General features: G+C 66.1%; 12 protein-coding genes and 1 pseudogene. 9 read left to right on the forward strand and 4 right to left on the reverse strand.

Annotated features, from left to right (window positions below):
- Positions 1–135: 135 nt before the first annotated feature.
- Positions 136–876, reverse strand: coding sequence for an SDR family NAD(P)-dependent oxidoreductase (locus FS885_RS06485; RefSeq protein ID WP_144744258.1), 741 nt, complete (start codon positions 874–876; stop codon positions 136–138).
- A 358-nt stretch (positions 877–1,234) separates the two neighbouring features.
- Entirely contained in the window at positions 1,235–4,021 is a 2,787-nt protein-coding gene (locus FS885_RS06490) for a DEAD/DEAH box helicase (protein ID WP_144744259.1), read from the reverse strand.
- 213 nt (positions 4,022–4,234) lie between these two features.
- Between FS885_RS06490 and FS885_RS06495 the strand changes: the two genes are divergently transcribed.
- Entirely contained in the window at positions 4,235–5,266 is a 1,032-nt protein-coding gene (locus tag FS885_RS06495; protein WP_144744260.1) for a bile acid:sodium symporter family protein, read from the forward strand.
- Between the two features lie 114 nt (positions 5,267–5,380).
- Here the strand turns inward: FS885_RS06495 and trmB are convergent, their stop codons facing one another.
- Entirely contained in the window at positions 5,381–6,253 is an 873-nt protein-coding gene (gene trmB, locus FS885_RS06500) for a tRNA (guanosine(46)-N7)-methyltransferase TrmB (RefSeq protein WP_144744261.1), read from the reverse strand.
- Between the two features lie 10 nt (positions 6,254–6,263).
- Entirely contained in the window at positions 6,264–7,061 is a 798-nt protein-coding gene (locus tag FS885_RS06505; protein ID WP_144744262.1) for a class I SAM-dependent methyltransferase, read from the reverse strand.
- Positions 7,062–7,325: 264 nt separating this feature from the next.
- Here FS885_RS06505 and FS885_RS06510 point away from each other — a divergent pair, with 264 nt between their 5' ends.
- The 8 genes and pseudogenes from FS885_RS06510 to FS885_RS06540 all read left to right on the forward strand — a co-directional run bounded on the left by FS885_RS06510 (position 7,326) and on the right by FS885_RS06540 (position 15,608).
- Positions 7,326–8,546 carry an MFS transporter gene (locus FS885_RS06510; protein WP_186365803.1) on the forward strand — a complete coding sequence of 407 codons (1,221 nt, stop codon included), beginning with the start codon at positions 7,326–7,328 and terminating at the stop codon, positions 8,544–8,546.
- Between the two features lie 350 nt (positions 8,547–8,896).
- Positions 8,897–10,909, forward strand: coding sequence for an elongator complex protein 3 (locus FS885_RS06515; protein ID WP_144744263.1), 2,013 nt, complete (start codon positions 8,897–8,899; stop codon positions 10,907–10,909).
- 9 nt (positions 10,910–10,918) lie between these two features.
- A complete protein-coding gene (locus FS885_RS06520; protein ID WP_144744264.1) occupies positions 10,919–12,100 on the forward strand; it encodes a spermidine synthase in 1,182 nt (393 codons plus the stop codon).
- A gap of 55 nt (positions 12,101–12,155) precedes the next feature.
- Positions 12,156–12,299, forward strand: a pseudogene (locus FS885_RS10195) (leucine zipper domain-containing protein); the annotation flags it as partial.
- Between the two features lie 184 nt (positions 12,300–12,483).
- A complete protein-coding gene (locus tag FS885_RS06525; RefSeq protein ID WP_425458926.1) occupies positions 12,484–13,188 on the forward strand; it encodes an integrase core domain-containing protein in 705 nt (234 codons plus the stop codon).
- A gap of 56 nt (positions 13,189–13,244) precedes the next feature.
- Complete coding sequence (locus tag FS885_RS06530; protein WP_144744265.1) at positions 13,245–14,000, forward strand: hypothetical protein; 756 nt, start codon at positions 13,245–13,247, stop codon at positions 13,998–14,000.
- Positions 14,001–14,013: 13 nt separating this feature from the next.
- Positions 14,014–14,946: a hypothetical protein gene (locus tag FS885_RS06535; protein ID WP_144744266.1), complete on the forward strand. Its 933-nt coding sequence runs from the start codon at positions 14,014–14,016 to the stop codon at positions 14,944–14,946.
- The gene (locus FS885_RS06540; RefSeq protein WP_144744267.1) at positions 14,943–15,608 is read left to right on the forward strand and encodes a hypothetical protein; all 666 of its coding nucleotides are present in this window, start codon (positions 14,943–14,945) and stop codon (positions 15,606–15,608) included. Before FS885_RS06535 ends, FS885_RS06540 begins: the two co-directional genes overlap by 4 nt.
- Positions 15,609–15,704 lie beyond the last annotated feature (96 nt).

Below are 15,704 nucleotides of genomic sequence, written 5' to 3' on the forward strand. Positions count from 1 at the left end.
AAGGCTCTATAACAAGAAGCTCCCTCCGTTGGGTTGCTGCCAAACTGGAGGGAGCTGTCTGCTCGAAGAGTGCTTGAGCCTTGCGAGCCTACGCGGATCTTCTGCAAAGAGCTTTCGCGAGTGCGGGTTCGGGCGCTAGACCGTCATACCGCCGTCGACTGCGAGCACTTCGCCGGTGACGTACGAGGCAAGGTCGCTCGCCAGGTAGACGAAGGCGTTGGCAACGTCCTCGGGCTGGCCTACGCGGCGCAGGGGGATCCCGGCGGCGATGGGCTTGATCATCTCCTCGGGCAGGGCGGCGACCATGTCGGTTGCGGTGACGCCCGGGGCAACGGCGTTCACGCGGATGCCGCGCGGACCCAGCTCGCGCGCGAGTGAGATTGTAATGCCGTTCACGGCGAACTTGCTCATGGGGTACGCCACGCCGGAGGGCTGGCCCATCTTGGAGACCATGGAGCTCGTGTTGATGATCACGCCGCCCTCGCCGAGCACGCGCGATGCTGCCTGGCAGCCGTTGAGCACACCCTTGATGTTGATGTCGATAATCTTGCCGAATTCCTCGGGCGTGTAATCGCCAAGCGGGGTCGACTGCGAGATGCCCGCGTTGTTGACGACGATGTCCAGCCCGCCAAAGCCCTCGGCGACGGCGCGGAATGCCTCTTCGAGCTCCGCCTCGTTGGCGAGGTTCGGCCAGATGCCCATGACGGGCGCGTCGGGCGTCTCAGCGAGGATGGCGTCGACGGCCTTCTTGGTGGTCTCTTCACGGCTGCCGCAAAGGGCCACGTTGGCGCCCTCTTCGAGGAAGCGCTTCACGATCGCGAGGCCAATACCGCGCGAGCCTCCGGTCACAACGGCGGTCTTACCTTTGAGTAGCATAACTGTTCCTTTCACTGCGCGAGCAGGGTGCCCGCGGCGTTTACTCATTGAACCAATGCTACCCAGGCGGCCGCGCGTTATGCCGCCGCATGCGGTTTGCTCGACATGCGGCGCACCGAGAATCGGCAACCGGGTTTACGGTTGTCGGCTTGTGACACGCCTAGTCTCGTAAGACGAAACTCCTCATGCGGCTGTCTCGCACCTGCGTATCGGAAGCGAAGTGAGATTCACTTCCGTAATAGCGAAATAACGGAAGTGAAATACAGTTCGCTTCCGTTAACGACTATCTAGTGGAAGCGAAGTGCTGTTCACTTCCGTTGCGTTGACGAGAGCAAGGGGTAGGAAGGGAGAGCCGGGGTTATTCAGAGTCAAGCAGGTCCTCGATGAAGCCGACGCGGTAGTTCTTGAACACGGCCTCGCTCTCCTCCTGCGTGGCGTCCAGGTCGACATCGGCCATGATCCCGAAGTCGTGGTCGCCGTCGCCGTCGTGGAAGACCTGGTGCACGTGCCAGACGCGGCCGGTCTGCTCGTCTGCCTCGTCGATGCTGAAGAACGCCGTCGAGCGCGCATCGGCATCGGTGAGGAGCTCCTCGTGCGCTTCGTGGAACGCCTCGAGCGCGCGCCTCCACTTGAGCTCGCCCATGCCCCACGCGCCGTCGAGCTCGCCGAGCTCCTCGACCTTGCCCTGGGCGGCCAGGCGCACGCGCAGGAAGAGGGCGTTCCGCACGAGCAGCGTGCAGCCGCGCCGGTCGGCGACCACGGCCTCCGCGGCGGAGGGCGGCGCGGCGTCGAGGGCGGCCGGATCGCCCGCGGCGGCCCACTCGTCCACGAGGCTCGAGTCGACGCTGCGCACCACGAAACCGAGCCACGAGATGATGTCGTCCAGCTGCTCGTTGCGCTTGCTGGCGGGGATGGTGCGGTCGAGCGAGCGGAACGCCTCGGCGAGGTAGCGCAGCAGGATGCCCTCGGAGCGGGCGATGCCGTAGCGCTGGATGTAGCCCTTGAAGTCCGAGGCGCCCTCGAGCATGTCGCGCAGGACGCTCTTGGGGCTGAGTGCGTAGTCGGCCGCCCAGGGCACCTTCACGCAGTACTGCTCGAACGCGGCGTCGAGCAGGTCCTCGAGCGGCTTGGGGTACGTCACCTCGGCGATGCGCTCCAGGCGCTCCTCGTACTCCACGCCGTCCGCCTTCATGGCGGCCATCGCGGCGTCGCGGGCCTGACGCTCCTGAGCGCGCAAGACCTGCTTGGGGTCCTCAAGCGTGGCCTCCACCATAGAGATGAGGTCGAAGGTGTAGGTCTCGCTCTCCGGGTCGAGCAGCTCGAGCGCGGCGAGCAGGAAGGGCGAGAGCGGCTGGTCGAGGGCGAAGTCCTCGGGCAGGTCGACGGTGAGGGAGTACTCGACCCGGGTCTCGCCGTCGGCTGCGGCGGGGGTGGGCGCGGGCCCCTCGGCATCCGGCGCCGCGGCCGCGGTCCCCTCGGCGCCCGCCGCCGTGTATGCGCGATCGGCCTCCTCGGCATCTGCCGCCGGAAGCTCGCGACGCACGACCACGCCGGTGTCGATGAGCGTGGCGAAGATCTCGGTCGCGCGGGCTTCGAGCTTGAGCTTCTCCTCGGGCGTCTGCAGGCTCGCCTCGATGAGCTCGCTCACGCGCGCCCGGGCGTCGCCGCCGCGCTCCACCATCGAGAGCACCATGGAGTTCGTGACGCGCAGGCGCGGCTTCAGGGTCTCGGGCGCGGCCTCGCAGAGCCGCTCGAAGGTCTGCTTGTTCCAGGTGACGAAGCCCTCGGGCGGTTTCTTCTTCTTGAGCTTGCGCAGCTTCTTGGGGTCGTCGCCGGCCTTGGCAACGAGCTTGGCGTTCTCGATGTCGTGCTCGGGCGCCTCGGCGATGACGAGGCCCTCGGTGTCGAAGCCCGCGCGCCCGGCGCGCCCGGCGATCTGGTGGAACTCGCGTGCCCGAAGGCGCCGCATGCGGTAGCCGTCGAACTTGGTGAGCGCGGTGAGCACCACGGTGTGGATGGGCACGTTGATGCCGACGCCCAGCGTGTCGGTGCCGCAGATGACCGGCAGGAGCCCCTGCTGGGCGAGCTTCTCCACGAGCAGGCGGTAGCGCGGCAGCATGCCCGCGTGGTGCACGCCCACGCCGCAGCCGATGAGGCGCTTCAGGATCTTGCCGAAGGCCGTGGTGAAGCGCGTGCCGCGCGCGGCCTCCCTGATCCGCTCGCGCTGCTCTTTGGTGGCGATGCCGAAGTTGGCGAGCGACTGCGCGGTGGAGAGGGCCGCGTCCTGCGAGAAGTGGACGATGTAGAGCGGGGCCTCGCCGCGCCGGAGCGCGAGCTCGACCGTGCCCTCGAGCGCGGTGTCGACGTACTCGTAGGCGAGCGGCACCGGGCGCGGGGCGTCCGTCACGGCGTCGACCGTGCGGCCGGTGCGCTCCTCGAGGGCGCCGGCGATCTGCGTGACGTCGCCGAGCGTGGCGCTCATGAGCATGAACTGCGTGTGGGGCAGCGTGAGCAGTGGGACCTGCCAGGCCCAGCCGCGGTCGGGGTCGGCGAAGTAGTGGAACTCGTCCATGGCGACGACGCCCACGTCGGTGTCCTCGCCCTCGCGGAGCGCCTGGTTGACGAGGATCTCGGCCGTGCAGCAGATGACGGGCGCCTGGGTGTTGATGTGCGTGTCGCCGGTGATCATGCCGACGTTGTCGCGGCCGAGCACCTCGACGAGGTCGAAGAACTTCTCGGAGACGAGCGCCTTGATGGGGGCGGTGTAGTAGGCGCGGTGGCCCTGCGCCATGCCGAGGAAGAGCATCCCGAGCGCCACGAGCGACTTGCCCGAGCCGGTGGGCGTGCCCAGGATCACGTGGTCGCCGGCGGCGAGGTCCATGAGGGCCTCCTCCTGGTGGGGCCAGAGCTCTATGCCGCGCTCGTCGCACCAGCCGAGGAAGCGCTCGAAGGTCTCGTCAGGGCTGAGCCAGGGCTCGGGTTCCTCGCCCTCCTCCGGCTCCCACCAGCTGGGCGAGAGCGCGCCGAGCGAGCCGTGCTCGCCCGTGGTGCCCGTGCCCGCCGCGAACGAGCTGGAGCTGCCTGCGCCGTGCGCGGGGGTGCCGCCGGCGTCGATGTCCTGTGGGGTGCTGCCGCTGTGTGCCATGGGGCCTCCTTTTCCGGCTCCCATTATCGCCGAAGCCGAGCCGCCGTGCCGCGCTGGCCCGTATCGATGGCGCGCTCCGGGAAAATGGCCGCCCAGTTTTGGCGGCACCATGTCGAAAACGTTGCGAGTGGGCGCATTTTCGCGATCGGGCGGGCGTCGGCGCGCTCGGGTGCTATAGGTAGAAGGACGCAACCGACGGGGAGGGCATCGCATATGGGGATCATCAGGCGCGCGGGAGGGTTCGTGGGCTCGCACATGCCCGTCGTCGTGCCGTGCTGCGTGGTGCTCGGCGTGCTGCTGCCTGAGGTCTTCGGCGTCTTCAAGCCGGTGGTCCCGTTCCTGTTCGCCATCATCACGTTCCAGGGCTCGCTCAACACCTCGCTGCGCCAGATCGTGCGCACGTTCCGCCATCCGCACGAGCTCATCGCGATCCTCGTGGCGTCCATCGTGGTCATGCCCGCGCTGGCGCGCCTCGCGGGAGGGCTCGTCTTCCCGGATTTCGAGATCGTCGCGGGCATCGTGATCGAGTACAGCATCCCCGTAGCGGTGGTGAGTTTCATGTGGATTGACATGTACCGCGGCAACGCCTCGCTGGGGCTCGCCGCGATCCTTCTCTCCACGGTGCTCGCGCCCGTGACGCTGCCCGTCACGATCCAGCTCCTCATGGGCACCGCGGTCGAGGTCGACGTGGTCTCGATGGTGAAGGACCTCGCCGTGATGGTCGCCGTGCCCGCGCTCGCCGGCGTCGCGGTGAACGAGCTCACGGACGGCTGGGGACACGAGGCGCTCTCGCCGGCGATCTCGCCCGCGTGCCGGCTGCTCGCGGTGTTCGTGATCCTGTGCAACTCGACGGGGATGTCCGCCTACGTGCTCGCGTTCGACCCGGTCGTGGCGCAGGTGGCGCTCTTCATCCTGGTGTTCGCGCTCTTCGGCTTCATGCTGGGGCTCACCGTCGCCTGCCTCATGCACGTGCCGCCGGCCGACCTCTACTCGATGGTCTTCTGCGTGGGGCTGCGCAACATCTCGTCCGGCGCGGTCATCGCGGCGGAGTTCTTCCCGGGGGCGGCGATCATCCCCGTGATGATGGGGACGCTCTTCCAGCAGGTGCTCGCCGCGCTGGTGAGCGCCGCGCTCCAGCGCCTCACGGACGAGGAGCGCGAGCGCGGCCGCAGGCGCGTGCTCATGGCGCGCTTCCTGCAGCGGCGCGGGGTGCGCGGTGGGGCACGTGACGGGGGCGTGCGGTAGCGCGGTGCGCGGCGGCGCGGCGGGGCTCAGGCGCGGAGACGCGGCGGAGTGCGGGCGCGGTGCGCGGTAGTGCAGCGGGGCTCAGGAGCGGAGGCGCTACTCGCCGCGTACCGGTTAGGGGATGCGGCGGCGCCCCTTGCGCTCGCGGTTGCGCAGGTTGGTGACGGCGCCCTCCATGCCGAGCGGCACGTAGCCCAGGTTGTCGAGGTCGTCCGGCAGATAGGCGACGAGGCTCTGCTCGGCGGCGCGTGCCGCCCGGATGCGATCCTCGTGCGGCGCGGCGCCAGGTGTCGCGCAGATGCCAAAGATCGCCGCCCCGCGCTCGACGGTGCGGCGCTCGTACTCCGTCTCGGGGAAGCCGGGGTGCTCGGCGCGCACGTCGCGCGAGGTCCAGAGCAGCCGGTAGCCGGCTGCCTCGAACTGCGGGACCGAGTACTCGAAGAGCGGAGCGCTGTCCGTGCGCAGCGTGACGGTGCCGCCGGGCGCCAGCAGGGCGCGGTAGCGCAGCAGGTGGTCGATGTGCGTGAGCCGGCGCTCGGCGTGGCGGCTCTTGGGGTAGGGCGTGGGGAAGTTGAGCGTGATGGCGGCAAGCTCGCCCGCGGCGAAGACGCGCCCCGCCGCCGCGGCGCCGCGGGGCAGGACCACCGCGTTGGCAAGGCCCGCCTCGGTGATGTACTGCGCGCTGTAGGCGACGCAGATGGGCTCGGTGTCCATGCCGATGAAGAGCGCGTCCGGCTCGCGCCGGGCGCAGGCGATGAGGTAGGAGCCCTTGCCGCAGCCGAGGTCCAGGTGGACGGAGCGGAACGCGCCCGTCCGCCCGGCATCGCCTGCCGGAGCGGGCGCTCCCGCCGCATAGCCCAGCGGCCAGCAGGCGTGCGCCCAGTGCCCGCGGTAGCGCTCGGGCTCCTGCTCGATGACGGCGCCGTAGCGCTCGAGGCGCTCCTCGAGCACGAAGTTCTTGGGGGTGCGGATGTGCGTGAGGCCCATGGTCGCCTTTCTAGCCGCGCGCGCAGCGCTCGAGGATGAGGTAGCGGTTGAGGTCGCCGGATCGCCCGTCGGCGGAGAAGCGCGCGATCTCGCGCGCCGCGCCCGCGGGGAGGGTCGCGACGAGCCGGTCGATCTCCGCGTCATCGAAATGGTGGCAGTAGCGCAGGGCGCGCTCGCTGTCCTGCCAGGGGAGGAGGTAATCGCCGGCTTCGAGGGCCGCGCCGCCGGGGATGGGGGAACCGGGCCCGCCGTGCAGCGAGGCGGCATGGGCCTCCGTGATCGCGCGCGCCTTGCGGGCGAGCCGTTCGTCGTGCATGAACTGCCAGAACGATATCGCCACGACGCCTCCCGGCTCCGTATGGGCTAGGAGCGCGCCGAGCACGGCGCGGCGTAACTCGAAGCCGGGCACGTGGTGCATGAAGCCGAAGCAGACGGCCGCGTCGCAGCGGGGGATCCCCGCGAGCGGGTCCTTGCCTGTGAGGAGCTCACACAGGATGTCCGCGGTATGCAGGCGGACGGCGCTCTCCGCTGCGGGCGCATCGACGAGCTCCGGGCAGTTGTCGACGGCGTGGAAGGCGAGGGTGCAGCCGGCGAGCTCGGCCGAAAGGAAGCGCTCGAAGCGCAGGTTGCCGCAGGCGAGGTCGAGCACGGAGAGGGCGCCTGCCGTCCGCGCGCGGTCCCGCACCAGGCCGGCTACCTGCCGCCAGCCCTGCCAGGGGGCCTGGCGGGTGGCCGAGAAGCTCTCGGCGTGCGCGCGGTAGAACGCGGTGTCGAGCTCGATGAGCGCGCGTGCGGTCGCGGTGTCCACGGGCCTCCTTCAGGGTACCGGTTGGGTTCGGGTGATGCTCGGCGCGGGCGGCCGACGGTGGCTCGCCGCATGTGCCGGGGCCGCCGGCGTCGCCTGGCCGCTTTGCCCCACGTATCGTAGCGCGTCCGCCCCGCGCGAGCGCGCCGTGCGCAGAAACAGCATCGACCGCGTGGCGCGCCCGGAGCCCCGCGCATCTTGAACTCGCGGCGCGATGCGGGTATCGTGGTCGCGGTTCGTCGGCCACGGGGCTCGGGGAGGGGCGCCATGCCAGCGGGATTGCTGCCCATCATCTACCTTGCGTTCATCAGCCTGGGGCTGCCCGACTCGGCGCTCGGCTCCGCGTGGCCGACCATGGCGCCGGAGCTCGGCGCGGGGATCTCGTGGGTCGGCATCGTGACCATGCTCATCTCGGTGGGGACGATCGCGTCGAGCCTCATGTCGGTGCGCGTGGTGGAGCGCTTCGGCACGGGCGCGGTGACCGTGGCGAGCGTCGCCCTCACGGCGGCGGGCCTGGTGGGCTTCTCGGCATCCGACGCGTTCTGGCAGCTCTGCCTCTGGGCGATCCCCTACGGCCTCGGTGCCGGAGCGGTCGACGCGGCGCTCAACTCCTTCGTCGCCGTCCACTACGAGTCGCAGCACATGAGCTGGCTGCACTGCATGTGGGGCGTCGGCGCGAGCGGCGGCCCCATGATCATGGCCCAGTGCCTGGGCGCGGGCAGCTGGTCGCTCGGCTTCTTCGTGCTCGGCGCCATCCAGGTCGCGATCGCGGTGGTGCTCACGCTCTCGCTACCGCTCTGGCGCGACCGCAAGCTCCCGCGCGGGGAGCGCGGCGCTGCGGGCGAGGGGGTCTCTCCCGAGGGACCTTCGTCCTCTGCGGCGGCAGTCGCCCACCTCTCGCGACGCGAGCTCTTGCGGCGCGACGGCGTCGTGGCGGTGCTCGTGTGCTTCTTTTGCTACTGCGCGCTCGAGTCCACCTGCGGCAACTGGGCGGCGACCTACTGCACGCTCGGTCGCGACGTCCCCGCCGGCACCGCGGCGAGCTGGGCGTCTTTGTTCTACATCGGCATCACGGTCGGTCGCGCGGCGAGCGGTTTCCTGTCGCTCAAGGTGTCCGACCACAACATGATCCGCCTGGGCCAGGTGCTCGTCGCCTTGGGTATCGCGCTCATCATGCTGCCGCTCGGCGGCGGGGCGCTCCTGGCGGGCCTCGTGCTCACGGGCGTGGGCTGCGCGCCCATCTACCCCTCGATCATCCATGCGACGCCCGCGCGCTTCGGCGACGACGTGGCGCTCGCGCTCACCGGCATGCAGATGGCCTTCGCCTACGTGGGATCGCTCGCCATGTCGCCGCTCTTCGGCGCGCTGGCCGAGGCGCTTTCCGTCGAGCTGTACCCGCTGTACCTCGGTGCTCTGCTCCTCGTCATGGTCGCTTCGGGCGAGAAGCTCAACGCCGTGATGCGCCGCAAGGCGGTGCGGGCACGGTAGCCGAGTTCCCGTTGCGGCGTTATCGCAGGTAGTGGTGATTTATATATATAAATGGAATAAGCCCCATCGCGTTTTGAAATGATTTTGGCGACATTCGATCAAGAATACTGTGGGTAATTTGGAATCTGCCGTCGAGACGCGTGTCTGATACGCGGTTATCTGGGGTTTTATTAGCCGATCTTCCGGGTCTCGGCGGCCTGGCAACAACAAGGCACAGTATTCTTGTCTGAAGTGATTCGGGAGGGCTTCGTGGCCGGTCCGTTCGCGCCGCAAGCGCGCTCGAGGCATCCGGGCCGCCTACATTTGCTAGCTGGGCGGGTGCCGCCGCGCCTCGCGGTAGAATAGCTGCCATGGAAGACATCATCTTGCAGATAGCCGCGGCGCTGCGCCGCGGCGAGACCATGGGCGAGCGCGAGCTCGTGAAGCTGATCCACGCGCAGGCCAAGCGGGCCGGTGGGGACAAGCGCGCGTTCGCCAAGCGCAGGCTGCTGCCGTTCTACCAGCGCGTCAAGCGCGAGGAACCCGAGCGCTGGGCGAGCTGGGGTATCACGCCGGAGCTCGAGGAGCGGCTCGTGGCGGCGCTGCGCATCAAGCCGCGACGCTCGGCCTCGGGCGTGGCGACCATCACGGTCATCACCAAGCCGTGGCCGTGCTCAGGCTCGTGCGTCTTCTGCCCCAACGACATCCGCATGCCCAAGAGCTACCTGGCGGACGAGCCCGCCTGCGCGCGTGCCGAGCAGAACTTCTTCGACCCCTACCTGCAGGTATCGGCGCGGCTCACGGCGCTTGCGCAGATGGGGCACGCGACCGACAAGATCGAGCTCATCGTGCTCGGCGGCACGTGGAGCGACTATCCGGTCGAGTACCAGACCTGGTTCGTGACCGAGCTCTTCCGGGCGCTCAACGACGACGCGGTGGCCGGCGTGGCGGCGAACCCCATGCTGCGCGGCTTCCCGGCGGAGGGGTCCGCGCTGGAGGAGGGTCCCGAGCCTGCGGAGGGGGCCGCGCTGGAAGATAGGGCCGCCTCCGCGGCCGCGCCTGCGGACCCGATCCCCGCGGGCGTGCGCGAGCGGCGGGACCACTACCGCGCCAGCGGCATCGAGCGCTGGCACACGGAGGAGGGCGCCGCCCAGGTGGACGCGCTCCAGCCGCTGGTCGATGCCGGCGAGCAGACCTACAACCAGGTGATCGGCCGGCTCTTCCGCACGGCGCCGGCGTGGCGCGACGCCGCGGCCTGGCAGCGCGCCACCATGGACGACCTCGAGCGCGAGCAGCGCCGCAACGAGGGCGCCCGCCACCGCGTCGTGGGCCTCGTGGTGGAGACCCGCCCGGACGCCATCACGCCCGCCGCCCTCACGCTCATCCGCCGCATGGGCGCCACCAAAATCCAGATGGGCGTCCAGAGCGTGGACCAGGAGACCCTCGACGCGAACGGCCGCGGCATCGCCACGGAGCGCATCGCCCGCTCGTTCGACCTGCTCAGGCTCTTCGGCTTCAAGATCCACGCGCACTTCATGGTGAACCTTCTCGGCGCCACGCCCGAGTCCGACAAGCGCGACTACCGCTCCTTCGTCACGGACCGCGCCTACCTGCCCGACGAGGTCAAGCTCTACCCGTGCGCGCTCATCGGCAGCTCGCGGCTGCGCGAGCGCTACGAGGCGGGGGAGTGGATGCCCTACACGGAGGACGAGCTCGTGGACGTGCTCGCCGCCGACGTGCTCGCCACGCCGGAGTTCTGCCGCGCGTCGCGCATGATCCGCGATTTCTCGTCGCTGGACATCGTGGCCGGCAACAAGAAGCCCAACCTGCGCCAGCTCGTGGAGCGGCGCGTCGCGGCGACGGGCATGCCGGTGCACGAGATTCGCTACCGCGAGATCGCCCTTGACGCCGTGGACCCCGCCGAGCTTGAGCTCAAGGTCATGCCGTACGAGACGGCCGCCACGAGCGAGCGCTTCCTGCAGTGGGTGACGCCCGCGGGCCGCATCGCCGGCTTCCTGCGCCTTTCGCTGCCGTACGAGGACGCCGTGCGCGCCCTCGCCGACGGGATGGCCGCCAGTGGGTCGAACGGCTCCGTTCCCACCGCGCCGGGCGGGACGAGCGTCCCCGTCCCCGCCTGCCCGATCGCGCCGGGCGAGGCCATGATCCGCGAGGTCCACGTGTACGGCAGCGCCGTGCCGGTCGGCGAGGAGGGCCACGCCGCGCAGCACCAGGGGCTCGGCCGCCGGCTCGTCGAGCGCGCCTGCGAGCTCGCGCGTGCGGCGGGCTACGCGCGCATCAACGTGATCAGCGCGGTGGGCACGCGGGAGTACTATCGGCGCCTGGGTTTTCACGACCACGGGCTTTACCAGCAGCGCGAGCTCTAAGGAGGCGGCATGGCGAACGGCGGCATCACGCCCTCCCCGGGCGGCTCGGGCGAGGGCAACCCCCTCGAGTTCATCTACACCATCGCCGCGCTCGCGGTCGTGTGCATCGTGGTGGTCCTGGTTGAGCTCTGGAAGTACCCGTGGCAGGTCTCGGCGTTCTTCGGCGGCTGCTTCTTTCTGGGCTACGTCTGCATGCGGTTCTGGCCGCATACCGTGAAGACCGGCCAGGGCCGCGCGTTCATCTACACGGTGCTCGTGGGGACCCGCCTCGTGCGCGTGCTCCGCCTGGGCGGCGTCTACCAGTCGGCCACCAACCTGGGCTTCCACTGGGCGGAGCCGGTCTTCGCCTATCACCGCGCGTTCGACGCGGTCTTCGAGGCCGACCGCGTGCTCACCTCGATGTACGGCCACGGCGTGCGCCGCGTGCTCGCGCTCGGCGGCGGCGGGTTCGCCTGGCCCAAGCACGCGCTGCTCGCCCGGCCCGACCTGGTCATGGGCGTGGTCGAGCTCGACCCCAAGGTCATCGAGTGCGCCGAGGCGTGGTTCTACGTGGAGCGCCTGAAGAAGCTCGCGAAGCGGCGCCTGCATATCATCGAGGGCGACGGCCGCGCGTACCTGGAGGAGCGTGCCGAGCTGATCGCGCAGGCGGAGCGCCTGCTCCCGGAGGGCGACGCGGCAGGGGAGGCGCGTGCCGAGGAGCCGTGCGTCGAGAGCGCCCCGGCCGAAAGCGCACCCACCGGCATCGCCAAGCGCGCGCTGCACCGGGGCCGGAGCGCCCGGCCCCGCCGCACGCGCCGTTTCGACGCCATCGTGAACGACACCTTCACCGGAGACGAGCCGGTCCGTGCGCTCGCCACGGTCGAGTGCGCCCGCGCGGTCAAGGACTGCCTCGTGCCCGGCGGCGTCTACGCCATGAACGTGGTCTCGCGCGACGACGGGCAGGACCTCACCTTCCTGCGCGACGAGGTCGCCACGCTCGCCGAGGTCTTCGCGCACGTGCACGTGCTTCCCGTGGACGAGACGGTCTGGGCCGGCGAGGACAACTACATCGTGCTCGCCACGGACGCGCAGACCGTGTTCGACGGCACCATCCCCTACGACGAGAACTTCTTGGGCACGCCGATGCACGACGAGGAGCATTCCTGCTGTTCAGTGCCAAGACGTTGTTTACGCCCGGAAGATGACAAATAGGGATGGCTCCCGCATGCTGCGAGTTGTTCAGGCTTGCAGCGAAGGGGGCCATCCCATGTCCCAACATCCTAACGCAAGGCTCGCGCCCAGGGGGCGGGAGACGCTCGTCTCCCGCATAGAGTCCGGGGCCGGCGTGGCGGAGGCCGCCCGCCAGATGGGCGTGAGCGGGCAGACCGCCTCGAAGTGGCTCGCGCGGGCGAGGCGCGGGGAGCCGATGTCGGACCGCCCGAGCAGGCCGCGCAGGCTCGCGAGGCGGACGCCGGCCGAGGCCGAGGGGCGCGTCCTCGAGGCCAGGCGCGCGATGCTGCTCGCCCCGCTCGCGCTCGCCGCCGTCACGGGCGTCCCCGCGCGCACCTGCGCCAGGATCGTGACGCGCGCAGGGCATGCCCCGCCTCGCCGACGTCGACCGCGTGACCGGGGAGGCCCGCCGCCGCGGCCCGGTCACGCCCGTGCGCTACGAGCGGGAGCGCCCCGGGGAGCTCCTGCACGTCGACGTCAAGAAGGTCGCGCGCGTGCCCGCGGGCGGCGGGTGGAGGGCGCGCGGCGAGTCCGTCCTCGCGCACCCGGACTCCGGCGCAGGCTACGCCTGCCTGCACGTGGCCGTGGACGACTTCTCCCGCGTCGCCTACGCCGAGCTCCTCCCCGACGAGCGCAAGGGGACCACCTGCGCCTTCATGTCGCGCTGCCTGGCCTTCTTCTCCGGGCTCGGGGTCGAGGTCGAGCGCGTGATGACCGACAACGGGAGCTGCTACCGCAGCCGCGAGTTCAACGGGATGCTGGCCTCCGGGGGGATCCGCCACGTGTACACGAGGCCCTACAGCCCCTGGCAGAACGGGAAGGTCGAGCGGATGAACAGGACGCTGGCGCAGGAGTGGCAGTACGGGCGGGCTTGGGACAGCGAGGAGGGCAGGGCCGAGGCCCTGCCCTCCTTCATCGACCGCTACAATAGGGAGCGTCCTCACAGCGCGTGCGGGGGCATCCCGCCCATGTCGCGCATCCCGGATGTAAACAACCCATTGGCACACAACAGACTTTTTAGAGGCTTCGTTTCGTTGGCAAGGGTTGGAGAATACTTCTCCAGCTTCTGAGAGAGATATCATCAGACAATCTTGATATTGTTCTCATGTATGGGGGCAGCACTGCTATGAGATTGGTTAGCCGTTCCGATCTGGATAAAGAGTTCGATCCCTCTATGCAGGAGCCGTCTCGCGAGAACGAGAGGGAATATCAACGGCTTTTACAAGTGCTCGCTACGGTCGAAAAAGCAACTAGACGGGGGATATTTACCTCGCGACATACAATTGGTGTTGACGATAAGTGCGTGCTTGAAGACAGGTTTTTCGGAGCGCATCCAGGCTATATGGGTACCGAGCAAAGCATCAAAAGTGTGCATAATGACAGTGCTCCCGATATATTAATTGCGCGGGATAACTTCGTCCTAGTTATCGATCATTTTTGCTTTGATTGCACGAAATGGTCGAGGAAGGGATCGCCTCTCCAGGCGCTCTTATCAAATCATAATGCTCAAGTTAAGTCTTTTTCTGGTAATGAGCTCATCGAATTATTGAGAGGTAGGGACGTCAGGTGCTCCGAAAAAGAGCATATTGACAACTTAAGACAAATGATAAAAACAAAGTTGGAGAAAGCGAACGGATATTTTGATGCCATTGACCATTATTTGATTGAAAAGGACAGGATGAAGCAGAAAGAACTGTGGCTGTTCGCTGAGGATGTACTTCCAATCGGAGATATTGACCTTGTAATAGAAGAAGCGCTTAGACAGTTCGACGTATATCCGAAGCTGGCTGGGATGATTTATGTTCGGGATGTAGTGCCTTTTACAATTAGTGAGAATATTGACGACATCAGATTTATCTACAACTGCAACAACGCGCAATGAGCGGGGGCAAGCGATGGGACTGATTAATTATATAACAGGAAGAGATGACCAAGGTTTCGACCGAGACGGTTACGACAGAGCCGGATATGACCGAGACGGCTATGACAGATTTGGGTTCAACGAGGCGGGCTACGACAGGGATGGCTACGACAGATTCGGAATTGACAAGATGGGCTACGACAAGGAGGGCTTCAACAAATCTGGTTTCAACCGAGAGGGATACGATAAGGATGGATTTGATTCTGAGGGTCTAGATTCAGATGGCTATGACCGCTCTGGCTATAATCGCCGCGGCTACGATAGGGATGGGTACGACCGAAGAGGATTTGACCGCTCTGGCTATGACCGCTCTGGCTATGACCGCTTTGGTTATGATTGCGATGGATTTAATCGCCGCGGTTATAACAGGCAGGGTTTCAACCGTAAGGGGATTGATATAGATGGTTTTAATTGCCTCGGATACAATTCCCGCGGCTTTGCCCGAAGCGGTATCCATAAGAACGGAACGCGGTTTGATGAAATGGGCTATGACATCGATGGATTTAACCAGAATGGTTATGACTCGGATGGCTATGACAGGGATGGTTGGAACTCGGAAGGTAGAGACCGTGCCGGACTGGATATGACCGGTAGGGACATAGAGGGTCGATATCAGGTTTGGAGATTCTCGTATGAGAGAGAGCGTTTTGATGATAATGGTAGTTGGCGAACTAGCTTTAAAAAAATGATCGAACACGAAGTTGTAATAACGTCTTCATATGAGAACGACGATGGATTGCTCCATGCGCTATTGGGCTTTGTGTTTGAACACGGGGTAAAAAAGCCGATCAAGGAACCGACAAAAAATCTTCTTCCAACACGCTCTCAACGTCAAGCTTTTTTACGGCTTTCCCCCAATATCCCGATAACTATCGTGCAAAGCATTTTGCAGGCGCGTTTAGCTTGAGTTTTCTAAAACGGGTCGATGCCGATGGATACGATGATGCCGGCTTTGATATAGATGGATATGATCGAGATGGATATAACGCAGACGGTGTAAACCGAATAGGTTTATTGAGGCATGGGTTTAACTCTAATGGAATATGGTCAAACGGAACCCTCTATGATGACGAGGGGTATGATGTTGACGGTTACAATTCAGATGGATATAACCGTCAGGGCTTTAATCGTGAGGGCTTTGATAGGCGCGGGTTTAATAAACAAGGTCTTCACCGAAACGGTACTCGAATCGATGGAGAAGGATACGATGCCGTCGGCTTCGATCAGCAGGGATTTGACAGGGATGGCTATGATTCCGATGGAAAAAACCGTTGGGGCGTAACACGTACCCAGATTGAAGCGCAAAAAAAAGAGGATAGTGCCCAGCGGATGAAGGAGCTTGGTGCGGCATCAATAAAGGAAAAGAGTGGAGAGGGGATGCAGGTAGAACATAAAAAGAGGGTCGTGGGAAAAGTAACTCAGTTTCGTGTGGGAGACACCGTTTTTCATCGCAGGTATGGTAAAGGGATTGTCTTACGATTGAAAGGAGAATCGGCTGAGGTGGAGTTTGTTAGATCTGACAGCAAGAAAGAAATAATGATTGATAGTCTAACTCCTGTAACTGATTGATTTCCAATACCTCATCGATGTCCTAGGACGGTTGGCGCATAGCAAGATAGCGGGAAGCGTGTATGGAAGCCTTTCCCGTGCCCTTATTATCTCTTT

Source organism: Enorma burkinafasonensis (assembly GCF_902150035.1).
GTDB lineage: Bacteria > Actinomycetota > Coriobacteriia > Coriobacteriales > Coriobacteriaceae > Enorma > Enorma burkinafasonensis.

What these genes read in the sequence shown, in the direction of transcription:
- FS885_RS06535 (WP_144744266.1), top strand. Translation starts at nt 14,014, where the DNA reads ATGGGACTGATTAATTATATAACAGGAAGAGATGACCAAGGTTTCGAC.
- FS885_RS06495 (WP_144744260.1), top strand. Translation starts at nt 4,235, where the DNA reads ATGGGGATCATCAGGCGCGCGGGAGGGTTCGTGGGCTCGCACATGCCC.
- FS885_RS06525 (WP_425458926.1), top strand. Translation starts at nt 12,484, where the DNA reads ATGCCCCGCCTCGCCGACGTCGACCGCGTGACCGGGGAGGCCCGCCGC.
- FS885_RS06485 (WP_144744258.1), bottom strand. Translation starts at nt 876, where the DNA reads ATGCTACTCAAAGGTAAGACCGCCGTTGTGACCGGAGGCTCGCGCGGT.
- FS885_RS06520 (WP_144744264.1), top strand. Translation starts at nt 10,919, where the DNA reads ATGGCGAACGGCGGCATCACGCCCTCCCCGGGCGGCTCGGGCGAGGGC.
- FS885_RS06515 (WP_144744263.1), top strand. Translation starts at nt 8,897, where the DNA reads ATGGAAGACATCATCTTGCAGATAGCCGCGGCGCTGCGCCGCGGCGAG.
- FS885_RS06530 (WP_144744265.1), top strand. Translation starts at nt 13,245, where the DNA reads ATGAGATTGGTTAGCCGTTCCGATCTGGATAAAGAGTTCGATCCCTCT.
- trmB (WP_144744261.1), bottom strand. Translation starts at nt 6,253, where the DNA reads ATGGGCCTCACGCACATCCGCACCCCCAAGAACTTCGTGCTCGAGGAG.
- FS885_RS06490 (WP_144744259.1), bottom strand. Translation starts at nt 4,021, where the DNA reads ATGGCACACAGCGGCAGCACCCCACAGGACATCGACGCCGGCGGCACC.
- FS885_RS06510 (WP_186365803.1), top strand. Translation starts at nt 7,326, where the DNA reads ATGCCAGCGGGATTGCTGCCCATCATCTACCTTGCGTTCATCAGCCTG.